16 protein-coding genes are annotated in these 22,054 nt (G+C 72.1%); 9 read left to right on the top strand and 7 right to left on the bottom strand.

Annotated features, from left to right (window positions below; genetic code table 11):
- The first annotated feature begins 190 nt into the window (after window positions 1-190).
- Entirely contained in the window at window positions 191-1,216 is a 1,026-nt protein-coding gene (locus DFP74_RS26320; RefSeq protein ID WP_233571170.1) for a DUF4132 domain-containing protein, read from the top strand.
- Between the two features lie 275 nt (window positions 1,217-1,491).
- On the opposite strand, the gene DFP74_RS26315 is transcribed toward DFP74_RS26320, so the two are convergent.
- Entirely contained in the window at window positions 1,492-4,092 is a 2,601-nt protein-coding gene (locus tag DFP74_RS26315; RefSeq protein ID WP_121185727.1) for an AMP-binding protein, read from the bottom strand.
- A 334-nt stretch (window positions 4,093-4,426) separates the two neighbouring features.
- Between DFP74_RS26315 and DFP74_RS26310 the strand changes: the two genes are divergently transcribed.
- Together DFP74_RS26310 and DFP74_RS26305 are read left to right on the top strand one after the other, a co-directional pair.
- Entirely contained in the window at window positions 4,427-5,617 is a 1,191-nt protein-coding gene (locus DFP74_RS26310) for an MFS transporter (RefSeq protein WP_121185725.1), read from the top strand.
- Between the two features lie 48 nt (window positions 5,618-5,665).
- Window positions 5,666-5,929 carry a hypothetical protein gene (locus tag DFP74_RS26305; RefSeq protein WP_121185723.1) on the top strand — a complete coding sequence of 88 codons (264 nt, stop codon included), beginning with the start codon at window positions 5,666-5,668 and terminating at the stop codon, window positions 5,927-5,929.
- A 143-nt stretch (window positions 5,930-6,072) separates the two neighbouring features.
- Here DFP74_RS26305 and DFP74_RS26300 read toward each other — a convergent pair whose 3' ends face one another.
- From DFP74_RS26300 to DFP74_RS26280, 5 genes are all read right to left on the bottom strand, one after another.
- Window positions 6,073-8,352 (bottom strand): ATP-binding domain-containing protein, encoded by a 2,280-nt coding sequence (locus DFP74_RS26300; RefSeq protein ID WP_121185721.1) that lies wholly within the window; start codon window positions 8,350-8,352, stop codon window positions 6,073-6,075.
- 167 nt (window positions 8,353-8,519) lie between these two features.
- Complete coding sequence (locus DFP74_RS26295; protein ID WP_121185720.1) at window positions 8,520-9,524, bottom strand: tripartite tricarboxylate transporter substrate binding protein; 1,005 nt, start codon at window positions 9,522-9,524, stop codon at window positions 8,520-8,522.
- A 27-nt stretch (window positions 9,525-9,551) separates the two neighbouring features.
- Window positions 9,552-11,240, bottom strand: coding sequence for a tripartite tricarboxylate transporter permease (locus DFP74_RS26290; protein WP_233571168.1), 1,689 nt, complete (start codon window positions 11,238-11,240; stop codon window positions 9,552-9,554).
- Window positions 11,241-11,264: 24 nt separating this feature from the next.
- Window positions 11,265-11,987, bottom strand: a complete 723-nt coding sequence (locus tag DFP74_RS26285; protein ID WP_121185718.1) for a tripartite tricarboxylate transporter TctB family protein — start codon at window positions 11,985-11,987, stop codon at window positions 11,265-11,267.
- Window positions 11,984-13,036 carry a tripartite tricarboxylate transporter substrate binding protein gene (locus tag DFP74_RS26280; protein ID WP_121185716.1) on the bottom strand — a complete coding sequence of 351 codons (1,053 nt, stop codon included), beginning with the start codon at window positions 13,034-13,036 and terminating at the stop codon, window positions 11,984-11,986. The genes DFP74_RS26285 and DFP74_RS26280 overlap by 4 nt, the downstream gene beginning before the upstream one ends.
- A gap of 169 nt (window positions 13,037-13,205) precedes the next feature.
- Between DFP74_RS26280 and DFP74_RS26275 the strand changes: the two genes are divergently transcribed.
- The 5 genes from DFP74_RS26275 (at window position 13,206) to thyX (ending at window position 19,558) form a co-directional block, all read left to right on the top strand.
- Window positions 13,206-14,816: an ATP-binding protein gene (locus tag DFP74_RS26275; RefSeq protein ID WP_121185714.1), complete on the top strand. Its 1,611-nt coding sequence runs from the start codon at window positions 13,206-13,208 to the stop codon at window positions 14,814-14,816.
- Between the two features lie 49 nt (window positions 14,817-14,865).
- Window positions 14,866-15,639 (top strand): response regulator, encoded by a 774-nt coding sequence (locus DFP74_RS26270; RefSeq protein WP_255499646.1) that lies wholly within the window; start codon window positions 14,866-14,868, stop codon window positions 15,637-15,639.
- Between the two features lie 330 nt (window positions 15,640-15,969).
- Window positions 15,970-18,291, top strand: coding sequence for an anthranilate synthase component I (locus tag DFP74_RS26265; protein ID WP_121185712.1), 2,322 nt, complete (start codon window positions 15,970-15,972; stop codon window positions 18,289-18,291).
- A gap of 146 nt (window positions 18,292-18,437) precedes the next feature.
- Window positions 18,438-18,578 carry a GPGG-motif small membrane protein gene (locus DFP74_RS33650; protein ID WP_233571392.1) on the top strand — a complete coding sequence of 47 codons (141 nt, stop codon included), beginning with the start codon at window positions 18,438-18,440 and terminating at the stop codon, window positions 18,576-18,578.
- A gap of 182 nt (window positions 18,579-18,760) precedes the next feature.
- The gene (gene thyX, locus DFP74_RS26260) at window positions 18,761-19,558 is read left to right on the top strand and encodes an FAD-dependent thymidylate synthase (protein ID WP_121185710.1); all 798 of its coding nucleotides are present in this window, start codon (window positions 18,761-18,763) and stop codon (window positions 19,556-19,558) included.
- A 26-nt stretch (window positions 19,559-19,584) separates the two neighbouring features.
- Here the strand turns inward: thyX and DFP74_RS26255 are convergent, their stop codons facing one another.
- Window positions 19,585-20,547, bottom strand: a complete 963-nt coding sequence (locus DFP74_RS26255; RefSeq protein ID WP_121185708.1) for a LysR family transcriptional regulator — start codon at window positions 20,545-20,547, stop codon at window positions 19,585-19,587.
- A gap of 123 nt (window positions 20,548-20,670) precedes the next feature.
- Between DFP74_RS26255 and DFP74_RS26250 the strand changes: the two genes are divergently transcribed.
- Entirely contained in the window at window positions 20,671-22,041 is a 1,371-nt protein-coding gene (locus DFP74_RS26250) for a CitMHS family transporter (RefSeq protein ID WP_121185706.1), read from the top strand.
- Window positions 22,042-22,054 lie beyond the last annotated feature (13 nt).

The following is a 22,054-nucleotide window of genomic DNA, read 5'->3' as shown; positions in this document are numbered from 1 at the left end:
CCCTGGACGCGGACGGGACCGCCGCGCTGGGGTTCGTCTCCGCGAAGGGGCGTCCTGTCGCGAGTCCTCCTGCGGCCCTGCGCACGTCGCATCCGGACGAGGTCAAGGCGCTGCGGGCCGAGCTGAAGGAGCTGCGTCAGGCGGTGGCCGCCGAACGGGTCCGTCTGGAGGGTTTCCTGGACGAGGGCGGGTGTGGGCCGCCGCGTCCTGGGTCCGCCACTATCTCGACCACCCGGTCACCGGGACTCTCGCCCGGCGGCTGCTGTGGGAGGTGAGCGCCGACGGCGGTCGCACCTGGGTGTGCGGGCTGCCCGAGGCCGACAATGAGCACTGGCGCCTGGTCGGCCCCGACGGGGCGGTGGTCGCGAACACCGCGACGCTGGACGGCGGTGCCCGGGTGCGGCTGTGGCACCCCGTGCGGAGCCGCCCGGAGACGGTGCACCGGTGGCGGGAGCACGTGACCGGCCGGGAGATCGCCCAACCCCTCAAGCAGGCGTACCGGGAGATCTACGCGCTCACACCGGCGGAGGAGGTTACCGGGGTCTACTCCAACCGGTTCGCCGCCCACGTCCTCAGGTACGGGCAGGCCAAGGCCCTGCTGAACGAGCGCGGGTGGAGCGTCCACCAGTTGGGCGGATGGCACGGCGGTGAGGACGGCCCCGCCGAGCGCCTGTGCACCGATCGCGAGAGCGGGACCTCCTGGGAGGTCAGCCTCGACATCGCGGTGGCCGACGACCACTTCGATCCCGTCCGCTACTGCGCCACCGACCAGGTCCGCTTCCGCCGTGCGGGCGAGAGGGCGCCTGTTCCCCTCGTGGACGTGCCGGTGCTGGCACTGTCCGAGGCGATGCGCGACGTGGACCTGGCCGTGGGAGTGACCTCGATCGCCGCCGACCCCCAGTGGTTCGACAGGGGGGAGAGCGCCCACCAGACCTACTGGAGGGAGGCGGCCTTCGGTGAACTCACCGAAAGCGCGGTCGTGCGGCGCGAGGCCCTGGAGCTCCTGCTGCCCCGGCTGGGCGCGGCCGACCGGCTGGAGATCGACGGCCGCTTCCTGCGCGTGCGTGGGGACCTGCGTTCCTATCGGATCCACCTGGGCAGCGCCAACATCCTGATGGAACCGGACGACTCTATCTCTGCGTGGTGCCTTCCGGCCAAGAGAAGGGACCGGGGGTGTTCCTGCCCTTCGAACAGGACGGCGGCCGATTCTCGCTGATCCTGTCCAAGGCCCTCATGCCGGCGGGGGACAGCGCCATCGAGGACGTGAGCATCACCAGCCAGATCCGTCGTGGACTGGAAGGGTAGGGGAGAGTCGAGCCTGGCCGGATGCTGTTCATCGGGCCGGAGGCGGAGCGCCGGATCCGAGAGCTCGGGCACGGACCCGCCGCGCGGCGAGGATCAGCCGAGCCCCGCCCCGGAGCAAGGGGAGCGGCTCGGGGTGACTCCCGGGCCGGGGTGGGTCCGGACCGGGGCCGGTCCAGGGAGACAGCGTCAGACGGCTCGGCCGGACGCGATCATCTCGTGCAGCGCCGTCCGGTCCACCTTCCCCACCGCGGTTTCCGCCAGATGGGGCACGACGGTGACGGTCACGGGAATGGTCAGCAAGGCCGACAGGTCACCCGGGTCCAGGTCCCGGACCCCTCCTCGTGCCACGACGAAGGCGTGGGTGGTGTCCTCGGTGAAGACCACCTTGGCCCTGCGCACCTTGCCCGAACTCAGTAGGGCGTTCTCCACCTCGCGGCTGGTAACGCTCCGGCCGTTGACCTCGGCCACCTCCGCGATGCCGCCCTGGCGAAGGAAGCGCCCGCTCACGTGGAGGCGCCCCCCTTCGTCCGACCAGCCGATGTCGCCGGTGTCGATCCACTCCGAACGCCTGTGCTCCGCCCCCACGTACCCCGACATCGCGGTCGGCGCGCTGACCCAGATACGACCCCGGCGTCCATGGGGCAGCGTGTCGCCTTCGGGTCCGCGGACGCTGATCCGGACGCCGGGCAACGGCCGACCGACGCAGTCGGGGGACCCGGGCTCGACGGCGGCGGTGAAACAGAGCAGGAGGGCCTCACTCAGTCCGTATCCCTGAGCCATCGGGCGCAGGAAGGTCCGTTCGAACTCCTCGCGCAGGGCGGGTAGCACCGGGTCGTCACCGCAGATGCTGACCGTCCAGCTCGACAGGTCCACGCCGGTGTCACCGACCGCCTCTCGCTCCCGCCACTCCTCCACGAACCGGTGGAAGTGCGTGGGGACACCGACCGCGTGCGTGGCGCGGGTGCGCGACAAGGCGTCCAGACCGGTCAGACCCCTGACGGGTAGCGCCATACAGGCGCCCGCGTGGAGCGCGGCGGGGACGACGATCCCGGCGGCGAACGCGTGGAACAGCGGCAGCAGCAGTGCGATGTTCTCCGTCCCGTCCAGTCCGGTGGCCTGGGCGGTGGCCCGCCCGCTCTCCGCCAGCGAACGGCCGCGGTGCTGAACCAGTTTCGGCTCTCCGGTGGTACCCGAGGTCGCGAAGACGACGCCTCCGGCGTGCGTGGGAGAGCCGGCACCGGTACCGACTCCGACTCCGGTACCGACGGGGGAACCGGCGGGGTCCAGTACTGGTGCGCCACCCCAGGCGGGTGGTGGGCTTCCCTCCTCGGGCAACAGGAGAACGCGGGCCCCAGCCCTGAGCGCGGCCAGGAACGTGATGACCGAGGTGGTGTCGTGCGCCATCCTCAGGCCCACACGCGTTCCCGCCGCGACACCGTCGTCGGCGAGAGCGCGCGCACGCTCGTGGACGCTGGTCTCCAACGCGGCGTATGTCAGGGTCGTCTCGCCGGTCACGAGCGCCGTGCTCCGTGGAGCCCGCCGTGCGCTGCGGGCGAGTAGTCCGTCGAGCGTGCCGGGATCTGTTCGGCGCAGCGCCGACGCCCGGCTCGCGCGCTCAGCGGTCTGTGCCCGTGGACTCCCGTGCCTTCCGCGGGCGCCGAAGTCGTGGTCGAGGGCGTAGGCCCACACCAGGCCCGCGTACTCCTCCAACGCGGGTGGGCGCAGGCCGGTGGCACCGACCGTCGCCGTGTTGTCGAACTCGGGCACGCCCGCGCTGAGGAAGGGGAGATAGGCCGAGATGAGACGGGACGCGCTCCGCAGGCGCGAGGAGATCAGGCCCCGGGGCGCGGACTCGATTCCCGCCGTCAGTTCCGGTGATAAGAACCGAAGGTCGAGTCCGTTGTGGGCGCCCTGGCGGTCGGCGAGCACTCGTCGTACGCTTTCGTAGACCTCCCCGACCGTCGGGGCGCTCTTACCAGCGGATATGTGGAAGGTACCGGACCGTTGTGTCCGGGCCAGCGCGACGATGGTATCGGCGACATAGTCCGAGGGAACGATGTCGAGTGTGTGATCCGGGTCGGCGGGGACGAAGGGAAGACGTCCGCGTGCGAAGGACCGGACGAAATTGTAGACGGTATCGAATCCGTGTGCCCGACCGTTCTTCGAAGAGCCGATGATGATCGAGGGACGGTATATGAGTGCAGGTATTTTGGAATCTATTACTTCTTGCTCGGCGCACGCCTTCGAGTACTCGTAGTTGTTGCGGAACTGTGCGTGAGGATCGCAAGGTGAGGGCTTGGCGACGCTCTCCTCGGTCGTGGAGACGTATGCCGTGGAAACGTAGTGCAGGGTGCGGAGGGCGCCGGTGGAGCGGAGCTCGGAGCATGTGCCCAGGAAGTTCCGCAGAGTATCGACGTTCGCTCGTATAGCCTCCTCCGCCGACATCGTGAAGGAAATGCTCGAAGCGAGGAAGAAGACTTCCTCCACGCCGCGGAGGAGGTCCATCCCCGGACCGTCCAGGCCGAGCCCCTTGCGGGACAGATCGACCCTCAGGTAGGACATCTGGCTCTGCCTGCGTTCCGAAGTCGAACCGATCGCCCACTCCGCGGCCGCGTCGAGGCGTGAGCGCAGATGCTCCTCAGAGTCGGCCCTGGCCATGAGCACCAGTTCGGAATCAGGGAATTCACGGGTCACCGTGCAGAGCATCTCACGGCCAAGATGGCCGGTCACTCCGATGAGTGCGATGCGGGCAGGAGTGGGAGGGTGGATTTCGTGGGGGGTCGGCATGTTGCTATGTTAGGGACGGACTATCCTTTGTCAATATCCTGTTTTCTTTATCAGTGCCGAGGGTGGTGCCGTGGGGGTGCTTCGAGAGGTCGGGTTGCTGGGCGCCGGAAGCAGGTGGAATGCGCTTTCCAGTGGCAGTGGGTTGCCGGAGGGCATTGTGGGATGTCATCATTGCGATCCCTCGCACAACCCGTGGTGTCACTGAATCCCCCCGGGCTCGGGCGGCAATGGTCACGGTCCGTATCGCTTTCGGGGCGCGGGGTGCTCGCGCTCGCGCGAGAACGCCCTGCCGTCCGAAAATGCCAGGTCCGGGTATTGCTGAGAGGTAGACGAGATGCGAAAGCAATCCCCCCACAAGAGTGCGCTCGGGGCAGTTTTCATCACGGTTTTCATTGATATGATCGGCTTCGGTATGATAGTGCCGATCCTGCCGACCTACGCGCGTGATTTCGACGCGTCACCCGGGATGATCGGTGTGCTCGTCGCGAGCTATTCACTGGCCCAACTGCTGTTCGCACCGCTGGTCGGGCGGGCCTCGGACCGCTGGGGCCGTGGCCCCGTCATCGCCGCCACAGCGGCGGGTGCGGCGATCGCCTACCTGACGATCGGGCTCGCCGGCACGCTGGTCGCGGTGTTCGCCGGTCGGATCCTCGCCGGCGCGTGCGCGGCGAGCACCGCCGCGGCGCAGGGCGTGGTGGCCGACGTCCTGCCCCCCGAACGCAGGGCCGGGGGCATGGCGGTCGTCGGTGCCGGCATCGGGCTGGGCATCGTGCTCGGCCCTGGCGTCGCCTCGCTGCTCGTGGCCCTGGGCGACGAGCGCCTGCCCTTCTTCGTCGCCGCGGCGCTGAGCATAGTGAACATCGCCTGGGCGCTCTTCGCCCTGCCGCGCGCCGGGGGCACTCCGCGTGAGGGCATGGGTTGGCGGGAGGTGCGCGCGCTCCCCGGTCTGCTACCGCTGCTGGCCGTGTCCGGTCTCGTCATGGTGGGCTTCTCCATGATCGATTCCCAGTTCCCGCTGTTCACCGCGGACCGGCTCGGCTTCGGCGCGGTGGAGAACGGGTTGTTGTTCATGTACGTCGGCGTGCTCATCGTCCTGGTCCAGCTCACCGCCACCCGTTGGCTCTCCAACCGGGTGGGGGAGGTCACCCTCATGGCCGCCGGCGCGCTCATCCTCGCCCTTGGGGCGGGCCTGGTGCCCTTGGCGCAGGACTGGTGGTACGTGGCGCTGCCCGCGGCCCTTGTCGCGGCGGGGAACGCCACCAACGCGCCGACCACGATGGCCGCCATCTCGCGGGTCACCCCACAGGACCGGCAGGGGGAGGTCTTCGGACTCTCCCAGTCGGTCGGCGCCGGAGGCCGGGTCCTCGGGCCGGTCCTCGGGGGCTGGCTCTTCCAACAGTTCGCTCCTTCGGCCCCCTACGTCGCGGCGGCCCTCGTCCTGTGCCTCGCCGCGGCCCTGGCGTGGGCGATGCGCGGGCCGGCGCGATCGTGGTGGCGTGTCGAGCAGACCACCTCACCCGTCTGACCCCGCAGTCCGGCTCGACGCAGACGGCCCGATCTCTGGGTCACGGTTGTGACCCAGGCCTTCCTGGACGCCCCCGGCACCGTCACCTGGCAGGAGTTCGCCGAGGCGATCAGCCCCTCCCTGGAACAGGAACCGGAGTTCCGGGCGAGCATGTACGTGCTGTCGCCTGCGCACGGGATCGTCCACACCCGAGATCCCGGCCCCGCACGGTTCGCGGAGCCGGGGGAGCGGTCCCGGGACGCCGGGTTGTGGACCAGGACCCTGAGCGAACCGGTCACCGGCCGGCAACCTGGTGATGGCCTTCATCGGTGACGGCGTGAGCACCTGCCTGGTGTGGCTGGGCAGGGCCGCCGACGGTCGGCCCCGGCCCTGCCCGCCGGGACCCCGGCGCCGCCCGCCGTGACCCCGCCGCGCCGCCGGGGCCCCGGGGACCCGCCCCGGGGCCGGAGCGGGCATCAGTCGGCCAGGCGCTTGAGGACGCCGGGCAGCTCACGGGTGTGGGCCACCGTCAGGCGACGGGTGGCGCGGGTGACGGCGACGTAGAGGTCGTTGGCGCCGCGCGGCTGCTCCCACACGTGGTCCGGTTCCACGACCACCACGGAGTCGAACTCCAACCCCTTGGACTCGGTCGCGGTCACCACGACGACGGGGTTCTCCAGGGCGTCGCGCCCCGGCCCCCCGCCGTAGGGGCGTCCCGCGTCCGGCAGCGCCGCCGCCACGGCCGCCACGTCGCGGTCAGAGGTGATCACCGCGACCCGGCCCTCGCCGATCGCCCGCAGCTCCTCGTCGACCACCGCGGGCAGCGATGCGGCCAGCGGCCCGGTCAGGCGCACCGCGCGCGGCGGGTCGCCCTCCTCGCGCACCGACTCGGGCACCTCCTCCTCCGGGGCCGCCGCCCGCAGGACGTCCGCGGCGACGGCCATGATCGGCGCGGGCGTGCGGTAGTTGACCCGCAGTCGTTCCACGTGCAGGTTCGTGCCCACGAAGGGCTCCAGCGCGCCCACCCACGAGCTGGCGCCCGCCGCACTGCCCGTCTGGGCGACGTCGCCCACGACCGTCAGGGAGCGGGTCGGCACCCGGCGCATCACCGCGCGCCAGGCCATCGGCGAGAGCTCCTGCGCCTCGTCGACGATGACGTGGCCGTAGGTCCACTCCCGGTCCTCGCCCGCGCGCTCGGCGGTCGTGCGCTCCGGTCCGGTGTCGCGGTGGCGTTCGGCCAGGACACGGGCGTCCAGCAGCGGGTCGTCGGCTCCGGTGAACTCCAGCACCCCCTGGGCGTAGCGCTCCTCCTCGGCCTCCCGCTCCACCCGGCGGCGCTCCCGGGCCCGCTCGGCGCTGTCGTCGTAGCCCAGCACGTCGGCGGCCTCGTCCAGCAGGGGCACGTCCTCGACGGACCATGGAGCCTCGGCCGTGCGCACCAGGGCCCGTCGCTCGTCCGCGGACAGCCCGACCCGGTCGCCGACGCGTTCGAGCGCCTCGGGGTCGCAGAACAGCCCCGCCAGCAGGCCCTCGGGCGTCAGAGGCGGCCAGAGGGCGTCGATGGCCGCGCGGATCGCGTTCACGAACCAGAGCCGTTCGCCGATGAAGGGCAGGTCGTCCTCCGCCGCCGGCCGCCCGAGGACGATCGACTCCGATCGGGCCAGTTCCCTGAGCAGGGTCGTCACGGCGTACTTGCGCGCCGCGTTGTGCGGCAGCCGCAGGCCCCGGGCCGTGGCGATCACGTGCTCGGCGGTGTCGGCGGGCACGGTGAGCACGCCCGCGTCGGTCTCCACCCGCAGTTCGGCCTCGCCGAACGCCTCCAGCGGCGTGCGCTGGCGGTCCAGGACGGCGGCGCGCACGAAGTCGGCCATGCGCGGCGACCCCTTGACGCGCGCGACGTCGTGCCGGTCGTGCTCACGGGCCTCCACGCCGGGCAACAGTTCGCCCACGGTGCGCATCACGACGTCCGTCTCCCCGAGGGAGGGGAGCACGTCGCCGACGTAGCGCAGGAACGCCGGGTTGGGCCCCACGACCAGGACGCCGCGGCGCTCCAGGACGTGGCGGTGGGTGTAGAGCAGGTAGGCGGCGCGGTGCAGGGCGGCCACGGTCTTGCCGGTGCCCGGCCCGCCCTGGACCACGAGCACCCCGGCCAGCCGGGCGCGGATGACGCGGTCCTGCTCGGCCTGGATGGTGGCCACGATGTCGGCCATCCGCCCGGTCCGGCCGCGCCGCAGCGAGGCGAGCAGCGCGGCCTCGCCGACCAGCTGGCGCCGGTCGCTCTCGGTCAGCCCGTCGGGGTCGAACACCTCGTCGTCCATGCCGATGACGCGTCGGTGGCGCACGCGCAGGTGGCGCCGGCGGGCCAGGTCGGCGGGGTCGCTCGGGGTGGCGGCGTAGAAGGGGCGGGCCGCCGGGGCGCGCCAGTCGACGAGCATGGTCTCGTGCTCCGCGTTGCGGAGCCCGATCCGCCCGATGTAGAGCGTTTCTTGGTCCGTCGTGAGGTCGACGCGGCCGAAGCACAGGCCTTCCTCGACCGCTCCGAGCCGGGCCCGCCGCCGGGCTTGTTCGTAGGAGCGCGCCTCGCGTTCGACCAGGGCGGCGAACCCGCCCCGGTCCTGCAGGTGCGCTTCCGCGAGCTGGCCGGCGGTGTACTCCCGCAGTTCGTCCAGGCGCGCGTACATCGCGCTGACCCTCGTCTGCTCGTGAGCGAGGGCCTCCTGTTCCGGTGAGGGTGACCCCGGTTGACGACTCTCCATTAAGGTGATATCCTTGCCGCAGTAAGCTCTGATTACACTTAAGATGGTGCTGAGTGTCAGAGCCTATCACCCGCGGGGAGACGATCCCACGCGACCTCGGCGCGGCGGTCTCCGCCCAGCGGCCGAACGGTCACGGTCACGGTCACAGCCGCCATGACGGCCGCGGGTCATCCGGCCAGGCCGATCCGTTCCAGTGTGCGCCCCGTGCGCTCGTCCTCCTGCGCCAGGAACTCCGCGAAGTCCTCCCCGGCCAGGTAGGCGTCGGTCCAGCGGTTGCGCGCCAGACGCTCCTCCCACTCCGGCGACGCGTGCACCTGCTCCACGAGCCCCAACAGCCACCCGAGCTCGTCCTCGCCCAGCCCCGGCGGGGCCAGTAGCCCGCGCCAGTTCATGAACTCCAGGTCGATCCCGGCCTCTTTCAGCGTCGGCGCGTCCAGTCCCGGATCGGCCTCGGCCCCGGTCACCGCCAGGACCCGCAACTGGCCGGAGTCGATCGCCGCGCGCTGCTCGCTGGGGCCCGCGGCGGCGAAGTCGAGGGTGTGACCCATCAGGGCGGCCTGCATCGGGCCGCCGCCGTCGTAGGAGTCGTAGACCACGGCGGCCGGGTCGATGCCCAGTTCCTCGGCCAGCAGCATGGTCACCAGGTGGTCGGGCCCCGCGGGGGTCGAGCCCCCGCCGATCCGGATCGCCGCCGGGTCCGCCCGCCAGGCGTCCACCAGGTCGTCGATGGACGCGTACTCGGAGTCGGCCGGCACCAGCAGGGCCTCGGGCTCCTCGATCATCCGGGCCACCGGTGTGGCCTCGGTGACCGAGTCGGCGGCGGTGTCGACGTGGGTGTTGGCCACCAGGCCCAGCCCCATCTGCAACAGCAGGTCCGCCGACCCGCGCTCGTAGATCAGCCGGGCCAGCGCGGCGGTCCCCGTGCTCCCCGCCAGGTTGAAGACGGTGATGTCGGCGACCGCGCCGATCTCCTCGATCACGGAGGCCAGCGTCCGGGCGGTGTGGTCGAACCCGCCGCCGGGCGGGGTCGGCACCATGATCCGCAGCGCGTCCTGGCGTCCCGGCTCCTGGCAGCCCGCCAGGGGCAGCGCCAGCCCGGCGGCCAGTCCGGCGGCCAGGACGGAGCGGCGGCTCGGCCCGGTCCGCCCCGCCGTCCCGTCGTGCTCGTCCACCCCGCCCGTCACTTCCTGTCGTCGTGGTCAGTCCCGCGGCGGAGCCTGCTCCCCGGGCTCGCCCTCGGACCCGGCCGCCGTCGTGGAGCCGGTCCCGGTCCTGTCTCCGGACACCTCCGCGGAACCGTTCTCGGCCCCGACCAGGGCCTCCTCGGTGCTCGCGGGGGCGTCCGCGGTGTCCGCCACCGTGGCCGCCCCGGCCGCCCCGGCCGGTACGACCGGAGTGTGGCGCCGGCGCAGGACGCGCAGCAGGGCCGGCAGCATCGAGAGCACCGCCACCGCCAGCAGCCCCGCCGAGATCGGCTCGGTGAGGAACACCGACCACGCGCCGTCGGAGATCTGCAGCGCCCGCCGCATGTTCGTCTCCATGAGCCCGCCCAGGATCAGCCCCAGGATCAGCGGTGCGGCGGGGAACTCGTTGCGCCGCATCAGGAACCCGATCGCGCCGAACGCGGCCAGAAGGCCCAGGTCGAACACGCTGAAGCTGAGCCCGTACACGCCCACCACGCAGAATACGACCACCAGCGGGACCAGCATGGTCCTGGGGGTGTTGAGCACCTTGGCGAACAGCGGGATGAGCGGCAGGTTGAGGATCAGCAGCACCACGCTGCCGATGTACATCGAGGCGACCACACCCCAGAACATCCCCGGGTTGTCCGACAGCATCATCGGTCCCGGCTGCACACCGAGCACCATCAGCGCGCCCAGCAGGATCGCGGTCGTGCCCGAGCCCGGCACGCCCAGGGTCATCAGGGGCACGAACGATCCCACGGCCGCCGCGTTGTTGGCCGCCTCCGGCGCGGCCACGCCCTTCGGGTTGCCCTGGCCGAACGTGTCGCCGTCGCGGGCGATCTTCTTCTCCATCGAGTACGACAGGAACGAGGCGACCGTGGCCCCCGCGCCCGGCAGGACGCCGGTGAAGAAGCCCAGGACCGACGAGCGCAGCGCGGGCCCCGTGATCTGGCCCACCTCGCGGCGGGACAGCCGCAGCGAGGTCACGCCCTTGCGCACACCGCCCTTCCCCCGCTGGTTGAGCATGACCAGCACCTCGGCCAGGGCGAACACGCCCAGCGCCACGATGAGGAACTCCACGCCCTCGTACAGCTCGGGCAGGTCGAAGGTGAAGCGGACGATCGCGGTCTGGGAGTCGATGCCCACCAGGGCGATCATCACGCCGACCACGGCCGAGATCAGGCCCTTGACCAGGTTGCGCCCGCCCAGCGACACCACAGCGGTCAGGCCCAGGACCATCAGCGCGAAGTACTCCACCGGTCCGAAGCTGACGGCGAACGACGCCAGGACCGGAGCGATCGCCATCAGTCCCACGACGCTGACGGTGCCGCCGACGAACGAGCAGATCGCCGCGATCGCCAGCGCCTTGCCCGCCTGGCCCTTGAGGGCCATCGGATAGCCGTCGAAGGAAGTGGCGACCGTACCGGCCACGCCCGGCGCGTTGAGCAGGATGGACGAGGTCGATCCGCCGAAGATCGCCCCGTAGTACACCCCCGCCAGCATGATGATCGCGGACGTGGGATCCATGCCGTAGGCGATGGGGATCATCAGCGCGATCGCGCTCATCGGGCCCAGCCCGGGCAGCATGCCGATGATCGTTCCGGCCAGCACGCCGATGAAGACGTAGAGCAGGTTCTCCGGCGTCAGCGCGATACCGAAGCCGTACATGAGTTGGTCGATGTTGAGGAAGTCGAGCATGCCCATACGAGGGTTTCCTTGGTCTTCAGGTCAGAAGGGGAGCGGGCCGCTCGGCAGCGTCACGTCCAGGCCCCACGTCATTCCCGCGTAGAACGCGAACGGCAGGACGAGGGCGACCACGGCGTTGACCAGGTGGCGTGGGTAGCCGAGGTACCAGGTCATCGATCCCAGGTAGAGGGCGGTGGACAGGATGAAGCCCAGGGGCTCGAAGAGGGCGACGTAGGCGACCAGGGCGGCGACGAACAGGCCGATCTCCAGCCGCGGGTCGTCGAGACGGCCCAGCCGGGGCTCACCGCCCTCGGACGGGGCGCCACCGGAGCGCTCGCCGTCGGACTGCGCCCCGTCGGTTCCCTCGGCGTCGGTCCCCTCGGTCGCGCTTGCCTCGGTGTCGCCGCCCGCGGTCGGGGTCCCGTCGCCGCTCCCCGGCGCCGCGGACCCGGCCGCCGCCTCCTGCTCCGGCGCGCGCTGGAAGAACAGCAGCACCGCCAGGGCCAGCAGCGCCACGCCCAGCCAGCGCGGCAGGGTCGAGGGCTGGACCGGGACGCTCACCGCCGTGTAGTCGGGCATCTGGAAGGCCAGCGCGAGGTAGCCGAGCGCGAACAGCCCGACCGTGATGCCCATCGTGCGGGGCGAGAACCGGAAGGCCCGCTCGGGAGTGACCGGTGTGCGCGGCGACCAGGCCCGCCGGGGGCGGCTCGGGGCCGCCCCCTCCGCGGGCGCGCCGTCGCGGCGCGCCGTGGTGTCGTCGCTCACTGGAGACCGACCTCGGTCAGGATCGCGGCGAACTCCTCGCGGGTCTCGTCCAGGAACGCCCCGAACTCCTCGCTGTCCTGGTAGGCGTCCGTCCAGCCCAGGCGGGCGGACTCGGTCTGCCAGGCCTCGGTCTCCATCATGTCCGCGAACAGGGTCTCGTAGTAGTCGACCTGGGCCTCGCTCAGGTCCGCGGGGGCCATGACGCCGCGCCAGATGTCGAAGGTGAAGTCCACGTCCTGCTCCACCAGCGTCGGCACGTCCTCCACGGCGTCCACACGCTCGGCCGAGGAGACGCCGACCGCGCGCACGTCGCCCGACTCCAGCATGCCCAGCGCCTCGCCGATGCCCACCACGGCCGCGTCCACGTGACCGCCCAGCAGCGAGGTCAGGGCCTCGCCGCCGCCGTCGAAGGGGATGTAGTTGGCCTGGGTCGCGTCGGCTCCGGCGGCCTCCAGCGCGCCGGCCAGGGCGACGTGGTCCATGCTGCCCGGACCCGAGCCGCCGCCGACGCTGTAGTCGCCGGACCCGGCCTGGGTGGCCAGGTCGTCGAAGGTCTCGACGTCGGAGTCGGCCGGCACCAGGTAGACCATGTAGTCGGTGGCCAGACGGGCGATCGGGGTGAAGTCCTCGTGGTCGTGGTCGGAGTCCCCGGCCATCGGCACCAGCAGGATGGGCGGGCTCGTCACGAACAGCTTGTGCGGGTCGCCGGCGTTGTTGGCGATGTAGCCCCAGCCGATCGCGCCGCCCGCGCCGGGCTTGTTGACCACCTGCACGGAGTCGTCCACCAGTCCTTCCTCCTCCAGGATGCGGGCGCCGGTGCGGGCGAGGGTGTCCCAGCCGCCACCGGTGGCGGCCGGGGCGGTGATCTCGATCGCCTCGGTCGGCGCCCAGGTGCCGTCCTCGGCGACGCCGTCGTCGGAACCGCCACAGGCGGCGAGGACGAGCGGCAGGGCGGCGCCGACGGCGGCCGTGCGGACGATGAGGGACCGGCGGGACGTGCCCGAGCCGGGGGCGTTGCTGCTGACGTGCGTGTTCGTCGAGCGGAGCATGATTTCTCCGTAGGGGATGCGGCCGGGTATGTTCCGGTTGGCGTGTGAGGCAACGCACAGGCAACCAGAGGGAAACACGGGTGAAAAGCGTTGTGTCTTTTGTGCGGGCAATGGTCGTAAGGAAGGTTGTGGTCGTTGTGGTCACACGGGTCCGCGCGGCGGTCGTCCGATGAGGTTCGGGGCGCCGCGCACGACGCTGGCCGGACAGTTCCTCGCGCTGCAGCTCGGCATCGTCGTGACGGTGCTGGTCATGGTCGCGGCGGTGTCCCTGGCCCAGTCCGACGCCCGACTGCGCCAGACCGAGAGCCGCCGCATGCTCTCGGTCGCCGAGAGCACCGCCGCGCGCGACATCGTCCGTGCGGGCCTGGAGGCCGACGGCCGGCTGGAGGTCCTGGCGCCGACGTCCGAGAGCGTGCGCGTGCTCTCCAGCGCCGACCACCTGGTCATCCACGACGGCCAGGGGCGGGCCCTGACCCTGGACCCCGGGCCCGGGCCGGGGGAGGCCGGGCCCCGGGGCGAGCCCGGCATCGCCTCGGCGCTGCGGGGCCGCGCCTGGACCGGGGTGACCGAGATCGAGGGCAACCGCGCCGTGGCCGCGGCCGTCCCCGTCATCGGCGACGGGGGCACCATCCTCGGCGTCGTCCTGGCGGGCGTGGACTACCCCGGGGCCGGGGAGCTCCTGGTGCTGGCCACCCCCAACCTGCTGGTGTACCTGGGCATCGCGAGCGTGCTCGGCGTGGCCGGGTCCCTGCTGCTGTCGCGCCGCGTCAAACGCCAGACCCTGGGCCTGGAACCCGACCAGATCGCGCGGCTCGTGGAGCACCGCGAGGCGATGCTGCACGGCATCAAGGAGGGCGTGCTCGGGCTGGACGCCGACCACCGCGTGACGCTGGCCAACGACGCCGCCGTGCGCCTGCTCGGCCTGCCCGCCGACTGCGTCGGCTCCACCCTGAGCGAGCTGGGCGTGGGCGGCGAGCTGGAGGACGTCCTGCTGGGGCGGGTTCAGGGACGGGACACCGTGGTCGTCCTGGGCGACCGCCTGGTCGCGCTCAACCGCATGCCCCTGGCCGCCGACGGGCGCCCCGCCGGATCGGTGACCACCATGCGCGACCGCACCGACCTGGTCGAACTCCAGCACGAACTGGACACCAGCCAGACCACGACCGAGACCCTGCGCGCCCAGGCCCACGAGTTCAGCAACCGGCTGCACGTCATCTCCGGGCTGCTGGAGCTGCGAGAGTACGGTGAGGCCGCGAAGTACGTCAGCCAGGTCGGCGGCGCTCGCGCCCAGCTCAGCGCCGACGTCACCGGCCGGGTCAACGACCCCTCGCTGGCCGCGCTGCTCATCGCCAAGACCAGCCTGGCCGACGAGCAGCGCACGCGGCTGCGCGTGTCCCCGGACACCCGGCTGGAGCCGGTGTCGGAGGAGCTCTCCGACGACCTCGTCACGGTCGTGGCCAACCTGGTCGACAACGCCCTGGACGCGGTCGCGCCGACCGCGGACGGCGCCGACCGCCCCTGGGTGGAGGTCGAGGTCGTCGGCGGCGGAGGCGATCCGGTGCGGGTGGACGTCACCGACTCCGGGCCCGGCGTGCCCAGCGAGCTCGTCGGCGAGGTGTTCCAGCACGGCTACACGACCAAGGACGGAGCCGGGCGCAAGCGCGGTCTGGGGCTGGCCATCGTCGGCCTGGTCTGCGCGCGCCGCGGCGGAACGGCGACCGTCACGGGCTCGCGGTTCACCGCCGTCCTGCACGAGAGCCTGCCCGAGGAGGAGAACTGATGCCGAGCGCCCCGGGCCGACCGGAACCGCACCACACCGGAGGTACACGTTGAACGCGCCAGAGGCGACCGCCGACCGGGCCCCGGCGGCGCAGGTCAGGACGCTCATCGTCGACGACGACTTCATGGTCGCGCGGGTCCACCGCGGCCTGGTGGAGCGCGTCCCCGGCTTCACCGTCGTCGGCGAGGCCCGGACCGGGGCCGAGGCCCTGGAGATGGTCGCGCGGCTGCGCCCGGACCTGGTCCTGCTCGACATCTACCTGCCCGACATGAACGGCATCGAGGTGCTGCGGGCCCTGCGCGCGCCCGACGGCGGTGAGGACCTGCCGGAGGTGGACGCGCTGGTCATCACGGCGGCCCGGGACAGCGGGACCGTCCGCCAGGCGCTGCGCGGCGGGGCGGTGCAGTACCTGATCAAGCCCTTCGAGCCCGCGCTCCTGACCGAGCGCCTGCGCGACTACGCGCGGCTGCGCCGCGACCTGGACGGCGGCGGCTCGGCCGACCAGGACGCCGTGGACCGGGCCTTCGGCGCGGCCCGGCCGGCCGCCCGGCCCGCCAAGGCGATGCCCAAGGGGCTCACCAGCCCGACCGCCGAGCTCGTGGAGCGGGCGCTGCGCGAGCACGCCGGCGGGGGCGGGGGCGGGGGAGGGGGCGGCGAGGACCTGTCGGCGACCGAGTGCGCCGCCGCCACCGGCATCTCGCGGGTCAGCGCACGGCGCTACCTGGAGTACTTCGCCGACTCCGGCCGGGTGGAGGTCCGGCTGCGCTACGGCACGGCCGGGCGGCCCGAGCGCCGGTACCGGTGGTCGGGGCCGCCGGCGTGAACGGGCCCCGGCCGAGCGGGCCGGGCGAGTGAGTCAGCCCCAGGTGAGCGGGCCGCGCCGAGGGGCGAGCCTGACGGTGAGAGCCGAGGGGGCGGGCGGGCACGTGAGCGGATTCCGGTGCGCGCGGTGGCCTCGGTCCGCCGCAGCCGCTACACTCGGCCCATGCGAACCGAACCGACCATCCAGGCCCAGTGGTGGCGCCGCTCCTAGGCGGCGCAGGTTCGTAGTACCCGAGAGCAGCGACCGCCCCGGACCGGCGGTCGTTTCGTGTTTTCACGGCCCCGGCCGGCGTGACCCGACCCGACCGACCACAGCGCCAAAGGACCGGCCGTGAACCCCAGCGACGTCCAGACCATCACGTACCGCACCGCGAGCGGCGTGACCGTCCGCCGCAGTTCCACCCCCTGCGATCCGGAGGTCCTCACCGACCTCGTCGCGTCCGTCGAGCACCGCCGCGGCGGTGTGCTCTCCTCCGGAATGGAGTATCCGGGCCGCTACGACCGCTGGCACCTGGGATACGTCGACCCGTGCCTGGAGATCAGCACCCGCGGGCGCCGGATCACCGCCACCGCCCTCAACGCGCGCGGACGGGTCCTGCTCCCCGTCCTGTCGCGGGCGCTGGAGGGCGTGGGCACCGACACCGACCGGGGCCCCGGCCACGTCGCCGTCACCGTGCCCGAACCCGACCCCGGCGTGTTCTTCACCGAGGAGGAGCGCAGCCGCCGCCCCAGCGTGTTCACCGGCCTGCGCGCCGTCGTGGCGGCCCTGCGCAGCCCCGAGGACTCCAACCTCGGCCTGTACGGCGCGTTCGGCTACGACCTGGCCTTCCAGTTCGAGCCGATCGAGCGGCACATCGACCGCGACCCCGAGGACCGCGACCTCGTGCTGCACCTGCCCGACGCCCTCGTGGTCCGCGACCGCAAGCGCGAGACGTGCGTGCGCTACACCTACGAGTTCACCGTCCCCGGCGACGGCGAGCGCGCCGAGGCCGCCACCGACGGCCTGGCCCGCGAGACCGAGCCCACCCCGCCGGTGGAGGCCGCGCACGTGCCCGAGGGGCCCGAGCCGGGCTCCTACGCGCGCATCGTCGCCAAGGCCAAGGAGAAGTTCCGCCGCGGCGACCTGTTCGAGGTCGTGCCCGGCCACCGCACCTACGCCCGCTGCTCCTCGCCCGCCCGCTTCTACGAGCGCCTGCGCGATCGCAACCCCGCCCCCTACGAGTTCTTCTTCAACCTCGGCGAGGGCGAGTACCTGGTCGGGGCCTCACCCGAGATGTTCGTGCGGGTCAGCGGCGAGCCCGGCACCGGACAGCGGGTGGAGACCTGCCCGATCTCCGGCACCATCCGCCGGGGCGAGGACGCGCTCGGCGACGCGGAGAACATCCAGGAGCTGCTCTCCTCGGTCAAGGAGAAGTCCGAGCTCACCATGTGCACGGACGTGGACCGCAACGACAAGTCGCGGGTGTGCGAGCCCGGCAGCGTGCGGGTGATCGGCCGCCGCCAGATCGAGATGTACTCGCGGCTGATCCACACCGTCGACCACATCGAGGGCACCCTGCGCCACGACTTCGACGCCCTGGACGCCTTCCTCAGCCACATGTGGGCGGTCACCGTCACCGGCGCCCCCAAGACGTGGGCGATGCGGTTCATCGAGCAGCACGAGACCAGCCCCCGCCGCTGGTACGGCGGCGCCGTGGGCGTCATCAACTTCGACGGCTCCATGAACACCGGGCTCACCCTGCGCACCGCGCACATCCAGAACGGCGTGGCGGCGGTGCGGGTCGGCGCGACCCTGCTCTACGACTCCGACCCCGAGGCCGAGGAGAAGGAGACCTTCCTCAAGGCCCGCGCCCTGCTGGAGACGCTCGCCCAGGGCGAGGAAGACGACCGGGCCGCCGAGGCGGGGGAGGAGCCCTCCCAGGCCCCGGAACCCGCGGCCGCCCTGCCCGGCACGGGCATGAAGGTGCTGCTCGTGGACCACGAGGACTCCTTCGTCAACACCCTCGCCGACTACGTCCGCCGCCACGGCGCGGAGGTCACCACCGTCCGCTACGGCTTCGACGCGTCGCTGCTCGACCGCCTGGCCCCCGACCTGGTGGTGCTCTCGCCCGGTCCGGGGCTGCCGGTGGACTTCGGCATGTCCGCGCTGCTGGACGCGCTCGCGGCCCGACGCCTGCCGGTGTTCGGGGTGTGCCTGGGCCTGCAGGCCATGGTGGAGCACGCCGGCGGCGAGCTGCGCACGCTGGCGGAGCCCGTGCACGGCAAGCCGGGCCGCGTGCGTGTGCTGGGAGATACTGCGCCGGAGGCGTCCGTAAGCGGGGAGGACCGCGGCCGAAGGCCGTCCGTTGAGGGTGGCGGTGGGCGACGGGAGGGCGGTGGCGGGCACCTGCTGACGGGCCTGGGCGAGGACGGCCGGTTCCCGGCCGCGCGGTACCACTCCACCTACACGCTGCCCGACCTGGTCAAGAACTACGAGGTGACCGCCGTGCTCGACGAGGAGGAGCCGGTCGTGATGGCGATCGAGGACGCCTCCGCGTGCTGGTTCGGCGTGCAGTTCCACCCCGAGTCCATCCTCACCGCGCCCGTGGGCGAGGGCATCGTCGCCCGCGTCCTGGAGCTGGCCCGCCGCTGGGCCGTGCCCACGCGCGCCTGACCTGCACCGGCGCGGGCCCACGCGTGCCCGTACCGGATCCGGCCCGTGCGCGGAAGCGCCGCGTACGGGCCGCTTTCCTCACATTTCGAGGTCGAAACGTCACTGGATTCAGGTTTGATCAATCTGTGACCGGACAGTGGTGGGGTATGGGTACTTTGCTACTGATTCTCGGCATCATTCTCATCGTCGGCGGCGTTCTGGGCATCCTGCGGGGGCAGATGCTCTGGGGCATCGTCGCCATCGTCGTCGGCCTCATCCTCGCCCCTGGTGGCTATTTCGGCCTTTGACACCTGACCTGGGATTCGTCCTCGGACGCACCACCGTAGGGCGCCTTCGGGCGCCCTACGGTGCCGTGTACCCTCGTGGAAGGCCAATCGGCCCAGCCCCACGCGCACGACCGTCACCGGGACCTCCCAGGTCACGGCACTGACGCGTGCCGTGGGGCGGGGAGCCACGAGGAGAGGGTGCTGTGAAGAAGGTCGAGCCGCAGGTACGTCTGGTAGCGCGTCCGCAGGTGGACTATGACGTGATCGCCGACTACCTCAAGGAGGTCGGCGGGCAGGCTTGGCTGGAGCGGTTCGACCGCGGTGACCTGGACGCCCACCTCAACGACGCGCAGAACCTCGCCGAGTTCGCCGGGCGGCTGTGCTACCGCTCGTGGGAGCCCGGCCTCAACCCGAACGTCACCAGGGTCCGCAAGGACCAGGACGCCTACCTCGGCAACATCCTGGCCAGCCTGCACGGATCCGTCCTGGAGCACATCAGCTTCAGCTTCGTGCTGCACAACGTCTCGCGGGTGCTCACCCACGAACTCATCCGGCACCGGCCGGGCGTGGCCGTCTCCCAGGAGTCGCTGCGCTTCGTGCGCCTGAGCGACCTGCCGTTCTGGTTCCCGGACTGGGCGGAGGAGGACCCCGAGCTGATGGAGCGCGCCACCGCGATGCTCCAGCAGATGGAGGAGTTCCAGCTCTGGATGGCCGACCACTTCGGCCTGGACGACGACGGCGTGAAGTTCGCCGAGAAGAAGCACAAGACGTCGTTCATGCGCCGCTTCGCGCCCGAGGGCGTGGCGACCGGCCTGGTGTGGACCGCCAACGTGCGCACCCTGCGCCACACTCTGGAGGCCCGCACCGCGCCGGGAGCGGAGGAGGAGATCCGCCTGCTCTTCCACCGCATCGGCGAGACCCTCAAGGAAGAGGCTCCGGCCCTGTTCGGCGACTACGTCGTCGAGGACGGCGCCTGGGTCCCGCGGTACCGCAAGGTCTGAGCACCGACCCACGTCACCGACCCGCTTCACCCGGCGGCCGCACCGCCGCCGGCACGATCGGCACCCCCGGCCCAGGAGACCTCCTCGGGCAGGGGGTGCACTTGTGCGCGCAGATCGTCCAGGAGCCGCAGCAGCGCCTGTGCGGCCGGGGCCAGCCGACGGTGCCGGTGTGTGACCACGCTCAGCCGTCGGTCGACCACCGGTTCCACCAACGGCACCCGGACGTGGTCGGCGAAGCTCATGAGGGCGCCCACCAGGGACGGCAGGGCCGAGACCCCCAGGTCGGCGGCCAGCAGCCCGCCGACCGTCGACACGGTGCCCGCCTCGATGGTGCGGGCGGGGCGCACCCCGGCGCGGGCGAACCCGAACTCGGTCCCCGCGCGCACGCTGGAGTCGGTGCCGATGGCGATGAAGCTCTCCTCGGCCAGGTCCCGCCAGCGCAGGCGGTCGCTGCCCGCCCACCGGTGGCCGCTCGGCAGGACGGCGTAGAAGCGGTCCTGGAACAGGGCGCGGGCGCGCAGGTCGCCGGGCACGTCCTCGGCCACGGCCAGCGCGAGGTCGCACTCGCCCGCCGCCAGTCGCTCCAGCGCCGTCCGCGACATCCCGTCGAGGATGCGCACGTCCACCTCGGGCGCCCCCTCACGGAAGCGGGCGATGACCGCGGGCAGCAGGGAGGCGGCCACCGACGGCAGCGTCGCCACCGTCACCGTGCCGCGGGAGCCGCCCAGGAAGCGCTCCAGTGCCGTCATCTCCGCCCGGTGCACCGCCAGGACGCGCTCGGCGACCGCCAGCAGCTCCTCGCCCTCGGGCGTGCAGACCACCCGCCGGGTGGTCCGGTCGAAGAGTCGCACGCCCAGGACGCGCTCCATGCCCAGCACGGTCCGGCTCAGGGAGGACTGCGCCACCCGCAGGTCGAGGGCGGCTTCGGTGAAACTGCCCGTGCGCGCCACGGCGACGTGGACGGACAACTGCCGCAGGGAAAGGTCCATGCGTCCAGAGCATAGATGTGTGCTCCATTGATGTTGGACATGGGTGCAATCGGGCCGGAACCATGGTCCCCGTGACCCGCGTCACTCCCCCCACCGGGCCATCTCTCTGGAGGAACGTGCCGGATGCTTACCGCCATGGGCTTCGCCACGATCGGCTTCGTGCTCGTCCTGCTGCTGTCCAACCGCGTGAGCGCGGTCGTCGCGCTCATCGGGGTCCCCGTCGTGGCCGCGCTGGTCGCCGGGTTCTCCCCGACCGAGATCGGGACGTTCGCCGGTGACGGCATCACCGGGGTGGCCACCACCGCGGCCATGTTCGTCTTCGCGATCCTCTACTTCGGCGTCATGAGCGACGCGGGCCTCTTCGCGCCCGTGGTGCGGCGCGTGCTGCGGTTCGCCGGGAGCAACCCGGTCACCATCGCGGTCGCCACCGTCGTCCTGGCGATGGCCACCCACCTCGACGGAGCCGGCGCCACCACGTTCCTCATCACGATCCCGGCGATGATCCCGCTCTACGACGCCCTGGGCATGCGCAGGGTCGTCCTGGCCGGGCTCACCGGTCTCGGCGCGGGCGTCATGAACCTCATGCCCTGGGGCGGGCCGACCGCGCGCGCCGCGACCGCCACGGGTCTGCCGGCCAACGAGCTGTGGATTCCGCTCATCCCGGCGCAGGCCGTCGGCGTGCTGGCCTGCCTGGCCATCGCCTTCCTCATCGGCCACCGCGAGAGGGCGCGCCTGGCCGCCGTGGCGACCGCGCCCGAGACCGTGGCCGCGGGTGCGGGCACCGGTGTCGGCAAGAGTGCGGGTGCCGGTGCGGCGGGCGGTGGCACCGGGCCGGACGAGGACGCCGAGGCGGCGCTGCTGCGCCGGCCCCGCGTGTACTGGTTCAACGTGGCGCTCACCGTCGCCACCGTCGCCGCGCTGATCGCCGGGGTGATGCCGCCCGAGCTGCTCTTCATGCTCGCGCTCGTCGTCGCGCTGGTCGTCAACTACCCGGGGCTGTCGGCGCAGACCGAGCGCGTCAACGCCCACGCCCGGGGCGCGATGCTCATGGCCAGCACCCTCCTGGCGGCCGGGGTGTTCCTCGGCGTCATGGAGAACAGCGGCATGATCGAGGCGATGGCCGCCGCCCTGACGGGCGCGATGCCGGCGGCGATCGGGCCGGGCCTGCCGCTCTTCATCGGGGTGCTGGCCGTTCCGCTGAGCCTGCTCTTCGGGCCCGACGCCTACTACTTCGCGGTCATGCCCGTGCTGTCGGCGGTGGGCGCGACCTTCGGCATCAGCGCGGAGGACGTCGCCCAGGCCTCGATCATCGGCGAGGAGACCGTCGGCTTCCCCATCAGCCCGATGACGGGATCGTTCTACCTGCTCACCGGGCTGTCGGGCGTGCCCATCGGCGCGCACATCCGCTTCCTGCTCCCGTGGGCGTGGCTGGTCAGCCTCATCATGCTGGCCGTCGCCCTGGCCACGGGCGTGATCCCCCTCTGGGCCGGCTGACCGCCCGCCCTCT

It is taken from the genome of Nocardiopsis sp. Huas11 (genome assembly GCF_003634495.1).
Lineage (GTDB): Bacteria > Actinomycetota > Actinomycetes > Streptosporangiales > Streptosporangiaceae > Nocardiopsis.
This window is presented reverse-complemented; position numbering and strand designations above follow the sequence as displayed.